Origin of the sequence: Virgibacillus chiguensis (assembly GCF_900129865.1) — a bacterium.
GTDB classification, from domain to species: Bacteria; Bacillota; Bacilli; order Bacillales; family Amphibacillaceae; genus Virgibacillus; species Virgibacillus chiguensis.
In genome coordinates, this window is the sequence record NZ_FQXD01000010.1 from 59,703 (window position 1) to 66,187 (window position 6,485).

Here is a 6,485-nt window from a genome sequence, read left to right on the forward strand (position 1 = left end):
AAGAAGCTTCACTTTATAGTAAGAAATAAAAAATTTTTGTTTGACAGTTACCGTAGGGGGGTATAGTATTGTGGTATGAAAATTTAGTTTGTAACTTATATTAAAAAGGAAATGAAGTAGGAGGGGTATAATGAAACAAAATGAGGATCATAAGCACAAACATTACGGTCATCATCATCAGAACGACCACTCTCATCATGATCACCAGACTCATGCGCATCATGATAACATTGCGCACCAAGGTCATGGGGAGGGGCATCAGCATCATGGGCATCACGGCGGTCATGACCATGGAGATATGGTAAATGACTTTAAAAAACGGTTTTTTATTTCACTTATCCTTACGATACCTATTTTAGCTTTGTCCCCAATGATTCAAGAATTTATTGGCGTTGATTGGCAATTTCCATTCGATCAATATATTTTATTTGCGTTATCGACCTTTGTTTTTTTCTATGGTGGCTGGCCGTTTATTACTGGAGCCATTCGTGAATTAAATGACAGAAACCCTGGGATGATGACCTTAATTGGTTTAGCAATTCTCGTTGCTTATGGGTATAGTTCTCTTACAGTGTTCGGTTGGGAAGGAAAAGATTTCTTCTGGGAACTAGCGACACTAATTGATATTATGCTACTTGGGCATTGGATAGAGATGCGTTCGGTAATGGGGGCATCTAATGCGTTAGAGCAGTTGGTAAAACTCATGCCGAATGAAGCGCACAAATTAGATGAGAAAGGAAATGTACAAGATGTACCATTATCTGAGTTAAAAAGTAAAGATTATGTGCTAGTAAAACCGGGAGAAAAAGTTCCAGTTGATGGCATTATTAGGGATGGGAAATCTGCGGTAGATGAATCGTTATTAACTGGTGAATCTGTCCCCGTAGAAAAAGGGGCAGACGACGAAGTAATCGGTGGTTCAGTGAACAAGGAAGGTTCTCTTACCATTCAAGTAGAAAAAACCGGCGAAGAATCATTCTTGTCGCAAGTAGTCACGATGGTAAAAGAGGCACAAGAGTCGAAATCCAAAACACAAGATTTAACGAACCGTGCGGCAAAATGGTTGTTTTATATTGCCTTACTTTCTGGTTTTGTAACACTCATTATTTGGTTATTACTTGGGTATTCATTTGATGTGGCTATGGAACGGATGGTTACGGTTATGGTGATTACTTGTCCGCATGCATTGGGCTTAGCGGCGCCATTAGTCGTTGCTGTGTCGACATCCATTTCAGCAAAAAAAGGTTTGCTTATTCGTAACCGAGCTAATTTTGAAGGAGCGAGAAATTTAAATGCCATCGTTTTTGATAAAACAGGAACGTTAACAAAAGGTGAATTTGGTGTAACGGATATTGTGCCGGTAGAGGGACAAAGGGAAGTAGATGTACTTGCATATGCCGCAAGTGTAGAACAAAATTCTGAACATCCCATTGCAACAGGTATCGTTCAATCGGCGAAAGAGAAAGAAATACGTGTGGACAAAGTAACGGATTTCGAATCGATTACTGGTAAAGGGATTCAAGGGAAAGTGAATGGAAAGATAGTACATGTAGTTAGTCCGAAATATGTTCATAATAAGCAGCTCGAATATGATAAAGAACTATTTAACGAGATGTCGGAGCAAGGAAAAACGGTTGTGTTTGTTCTTGTAGATGAACAATTAATTGGGATGATTGCTTTAGCTGATATGGTGCGTGAAACAGCAAAAGAAGCAATATCTACGCTCAAAGAGCAAGACATTCATTCCATTATGCTAACAGGAGATAATAAAAAAGTGGCGAACTGGGTTGCAGATCAGCTTGGTATAGATGAAGTATATGCTGAAGTGTTACCTGATGATAAAGCGAGCCAAGTAAAAGAAATTCAGCAGCAAGGATGGAAGGTTGCTATGACAGGAGATGGCGTTAATGATGCACCGGCATTAGCAACTGCTGATTTAGGAATAGCGATTGGCGCAGGTACGGATGTCGCCATGGAAACGGCAGATGTTGTACTAGTGAAAAGTAATCCAAAAGATGTTGTTTCTCTAATGGATTTATCGAGAAAAACATATCGCAAAATGGTGCAAAACTTATGGTGGGCAACGGGATATAATATATTTGCCATTCCTTTAGCTGCAGGAGTACTTGCTCCAATAGGTATTGTACTTAGTCCGGCAGTTGGTGCTGTACTGATGAGTTTAAGCACGGTCATTGTTGCGATTAATGCGAAATTGTTAAAAGCGTAAACGGATGTGTCATATACGATAAACCAAAAAATCTATACTTTTTTAGCATGTTAAAAAGCCGAACTACCCTACTCCCTGTAAGGTGGGTAGTATCGGCTTTTAAAATTACTGCATACATGTTATGAGATTAAACTGTGCAAAATCAATGTGTATTTATTTTGATGCTCCGCTTCTTGTCGTCTTCAGTTTTGGGTACATGAATATAAAGAATTCCATTTTTATAGTCGGCATGAATTGCATTACTGTCTACATTGTTTGGAAGAGAAAATGAACGTTGAAATGCTCCGTAGCTATGTTCGATAAAGTGCATTTTTGTATCATTGTCGTCTTCTGTCTTTAATTCTTCTTTTTTCTCGCCTTTAATGGTTACTGTATTATGGTCTACCTCAATGTCAATATGAGCTGGATCCATTCCGGGAATTTGTGCTTCTATGACATATTCATGCTTCTTTTCCTTCATATTACATGCAATCGGACTGCTGAAAAATCTGTTCCATGGAGAATGATTGAGAAGCGAAGTGTCGTTAAAAAAAGATTGAAACACATTATCTAATTCGTTTTTAACATGTTTAATAGGGTGTTGTGAATGATTTGTATGCATTGTTTTTTAAACCTCCTCCTGTTTTATTCTAGTTTAGTGTACGTATTTTATGAGAAATTATAAATAAACTTTTGCGCAACAGGAAATAACTGAATGTAGGGATTACAAAATATAACGTATTACATAGTTTTAAAATCCAAGGGGAGGTCTAGCGGTAAATAATGGAAGTTATTAAAATAAACCTATTGAAGCAAAGACAGAAAGATGCTATGCTAAATAGGTTGAAGTATCGTGTTTCAATTTTTATACAATTATCCTAATTTACATTATATCATGTTTGAAAAAGAGGGTCAAGGAAAACGGAAGGGGTTGCGAAAATGCCAGAAATGCATAAAGATTTGCTCCAAGAACAACAACGTGTAGATCGTATTCGAGGAGAAATTAATCAGAAAGAAAACAAATTATTGGAGAAAACTGCACAATTAAAAGAAAATGTCATCGAGTTAAGAAAGACATTTTGGGACGATGTAACTGTCAATTTGGATGAGCCGGATGATGTCATTGAAACAGAGGCAAGTATAAAACAACAAGCAGAACTGTTAGCACAAAAAGAAACCGCTCATGGCAGTTTGGCTAAAGAATTAAAAACATTAAATAAGTTAAAAGATAATCCGTATTTTGGACGCATTGATTTTAAAGAAGATGGAGAAGAAAAAGAAAAAATTTACATTGGCATTGCTTCTCTTATGAATAAAGAAGAGGAGGACTTCCTCATTTATGATTGGCGAGCGCCTATATCAAGCCTTTATTACGACTATGCATTAGGTGAAGCAAGTTATCAAACCTTAGCGGGCGAAATCTCTGGAGAAATTTCTTTGAAGCGGCAATTTATTATTCGCCAAGGAAAGATGAAGGCGATGTTTGACACGGGCCTTACCATTGGCGACCAATTGTTACAAGAGGCGTTAGGTAATAATGCAAGTACAACGATGCGTAATATTGTCGCCACCATTCAAAAAGAGCAAAATAAGATTATTCGTAATGAAAAGAGTAAATTATTGTTGGTGCAAGGTGTTGCTGGTAGTGGCAAAACTTCCGCAGCATTACAACGAATAGCTTATTTGATGTATCGTTACCGTAAACAGTTAAACCCAGAAAATGTGATGTTGTTTTCCCCTAATCCTTTGTTTACAAGTTATATTAATAATGTATTACCTGAGCTTGGGGAAGAGAACGTGAGACAAACTACCTTTTATCACTTTGTGCAAAAAAAAGTAGGAGATGATTTCTCTGTTGAATCTCCTTTTGATCAAATGGAGTACATGTTAACAAATAAACATACAATGACGGATCAAATACGTATGCGGGGAATTGAATATAAATCTTCTTTAGCATTTAAACAAATGGTGGATGCCTATTTGGCAACTTTACATGACAAGGGGATTTGTTTTCGCCCTGTTTTATTTCGCGGAGAAGTCCTCATTTCCAAAGAGGCGATCGCTGATTACTTTTATACTATGGAATCATCCATTTCTTTACCAAACCGAATGGAGCTAGTAGCGAATTGGCTGTTGAAGGAATTGCTTAGCATTCAACAGGAGGAGGTTTCGAAGGATTGGGTAGGAGAAAAGATAGAGCTGTTGGATAAAGAAGCCTATGCTAAAGCGTATTATAAAGCGCAACAACAAGGTGCGGACAGTGTGGTAGATGAAGAGGCTATTTTAAGAAAGGCCGTCGTTCATCAAATGTTTGCTAGTATGAAAGCGGAAGTGAAGGACTTTGCGTTTGTAGATGTCGCAAAAACATTTGAACAGTTATTTAAACATTATCCAGAGCAAGCTGAGCTCCCTAAGTCATGGAAGGATATAGCTGCGCAAACAGTGAAACATATTCAAGCTAGCCATCTGCAATGGGAAGATGTAACGCCATATGTGTATTTTAAAGGGCAGTTATTAGGAGATATGAAGGATCGATCCGTACGTTATTTAGTCATAGATGAAGCGCAAGATTTTTCAGTTTTTCAATTCGCGTATATCTCGGAATTATTTCCACATACGAGAATGACATTATTAGGCGATATAAATCAAGCTATTTATGCCCCAATATCGAAACAAAATCCGTTGCTTCTAAAAGATGGAGAAGAGGTAGAGCGCATTACATTAACAAAAAGCTACCGCCCTACAAAGCAACTCGTCCAATTCACGAAGCATTTTGCCCCGGGTGAACATGAAATTGAACCATTTGAACGGGAAGGAAACAAGCCTAAGCTTATCTATGTAAACGAAGAGACGCAACGTAAAGAAGTGCTAAAGCATCAGATAAAGGATCTAATGAATGAAGGCTATGAAACGATAGCTCTAGTTACGAAATCTTTACAGGAGAGTAAACATATCTATGATGCGTTAACAGGGGAGGTTCCATGTACCTTATTGGATGAAGAAACGTATACATTATCAAAAGGAGTTTTGATCATCCCTGTATATTTAGCAAAGGGGATTGAATTTGATGCCGTTATTATTCCAGATGCAACGAATAGTAACTATACAAAGGCAGATCAAACTTTGTTTTACACGGCTTGTACGCGAGCAATGCATGAGTTAGTCATGATTGTTAATAAGGAACCAAATATGTTTATCCAAAAAGCACCTGTAAGCACATATGAGACGGAAGAATAACATAAAAACCGAGTGCGTGAATCTAAATGAAACTTGGCTGCTTGTACAATGGCTGAGCAGCCAAGTGTTTTTTTATTACTCATTTGCTGTTTTCTAATGTTTATCTTTTAATCTGTATGGACGATGTAACGAAAAAATATGTACGGTAGCTTTCGTGTAGTAGATCATTCTTCCGGTAAATAGAATAATAGTTGTTGAATGATAGATAGCAATCGTTTTACAAATTGCTTTTCCACCGACTGTAAGGGCTGCAATGATACTTGTTAAAATAACAGAAATCAGTATGAAAGTGATAAATCCTTCTGAAGTACGGATCAATTTAGCGAGTTGAAATACAACAGCTGTAGAAGCTGCACCACTAACAATACCTGCGATGTCCCCAACTACATCATTAAATAAACTGGAAAATAATGGAACTTTTTTTAGCGATGAAAGCTGCTTCTTTTGCCCCTGTTATTTTCTTAGCTGCCATAGCATGAAAGTGTTTCTCGTTTGACGTAGCTGCAGCAAGTCCAACCGTATCTCCGGTAATACCGATTAGTATAAAGACAAATACAATAAACAAACTTAAAAGTAACCCGCACCTTCCTGAAATAATGTAGATATACATGCAAACACAAAAGCCATTCCAAATGTTAATAAACTAATTCTACTGCTCCATTGTAAGGATTTCCGCATGAGTTTGAACAATTTCTTATCCTCCATTCCTAGGTTTTATCGTATAGAGATAAGTTACTGGAAAACGCTCCTGTTCGTTGTGAATTCGCTCCTGCTCGCGTGGAAATCGCTCATGTTCGTTGTAACCTCGCTCCTGTTCGCGTGTAAATCGCTCCCGTTCGTCGTAATCTCGCTCCTGCTTGCGTGTAAATCCGCTCCTGTTCGTCGTAACCTCGCTCATCCCCGCGCATAACTCGCTCCCGTTCGTCATAACCCGCTCCTACTTGCGTGTAAATCGCTCCTGTTCGTCGTAACTTCGCTCATCCCCGCGCAGAACTCACTCCTGTTCGTCGTAACTTCGCTCCTACTCGCGTGTAAATCGCTC

General features: G+C 38.2%; 6 protein-coding genes. 2 read left to right on the top strand and 4 right to left on the bottom strand.

Annotated elements, in window-relative coordinates; all coding sequences use genetic code 11:
- The first annotated feature begins 130 nt into the window (after positions 1-130).
- Positions 131-2,227, top strand: coding sequence for a heavy metal translocating P-type ATPase (locus BUB45_RS12155; protein WP_073009659.1), 2,097 nt, complete (start codon positions 131-133; stop codon positions 2,225-2,227).
- Between the two features lie 142 nt (positions 2,228-2,369).
- Here the strand turns inward: BUB45_RS12155 and BUB45_RS12160 are convergent, their stop codons facing one another.
- Complete coding sequence (locus BUB45_RS12160; protein WP_073009660.1) at positions 2,370-2,828, bottom strand: Hsp20/alpha crystallin family protein; 459 nt, start codon at positions 2,826-2,828, stop codon at positions 2,370-2,372.
- Positions 2,829-3,145: 317 nt separating this feature from the next.
- Here BUB45_RS12160 and helD point away from each other — a divergent pair, with 317 nt between their 5' ends.
- Positions 3,146-5,443, top strand: a complete 2,298-nt coding sequence (gene helD / locus BUB45_RS12165) for an RNA polymerase recycling motor HelD (RefSeq protein WP_073009663.1) — start codon at positions 3,146-3,148, stop codon at positions 5,441-5,443.
- Positions 5,444-5,536: 93 nt separating this feature from the next.
- Here the strand turns inward: helD and BUB45_RS20200 are convergent, their stop codons facing one another.
- The 3 genes from BUB45_RS20200 to BUB45_RS12175 all read right to left on the bottom strand — a co-directional run bounded on the left by BUB45_RS20200 (position 5,537) and on the right by BUB45_RS12175 (position 6,341).
- Entirely contained in the window at positions 5,537-5,761 is a 225-nt protein-coding gene (locus BUB45_RS20200) for a hypothetical protein (protein WP_139300153.1), read from the bottom strand.
- A 73-nt stretch (positions 5,762-5,834) separates the two neighbouring features.
- Positions 5,835-6,053 carry a hypothetical protein gene (locus BUB45_RS19915; protein WP_212590770.1) on the bottom strand — a complete coding sequence of 73 codons (219 nt, stop codon included), beginning with the start codon at positions 6,051-6,053 and terminating at the stop codon, positions 5,835-5,837.
- Between the two features lie 84 nt (positions 6,054-6,137).
- Complete coding sequence (locus BUB45_RS12175; RefSeq protein WP_139300154.1) at positions 6,138-6,341, bottom strand: hypothetical protein; 204 nt, start codon at positions 6,339-6,341, stop codon at positions 6,138-6,140.
- Positions 6,342-6,485: the final 144 nt, after the last annotated feature.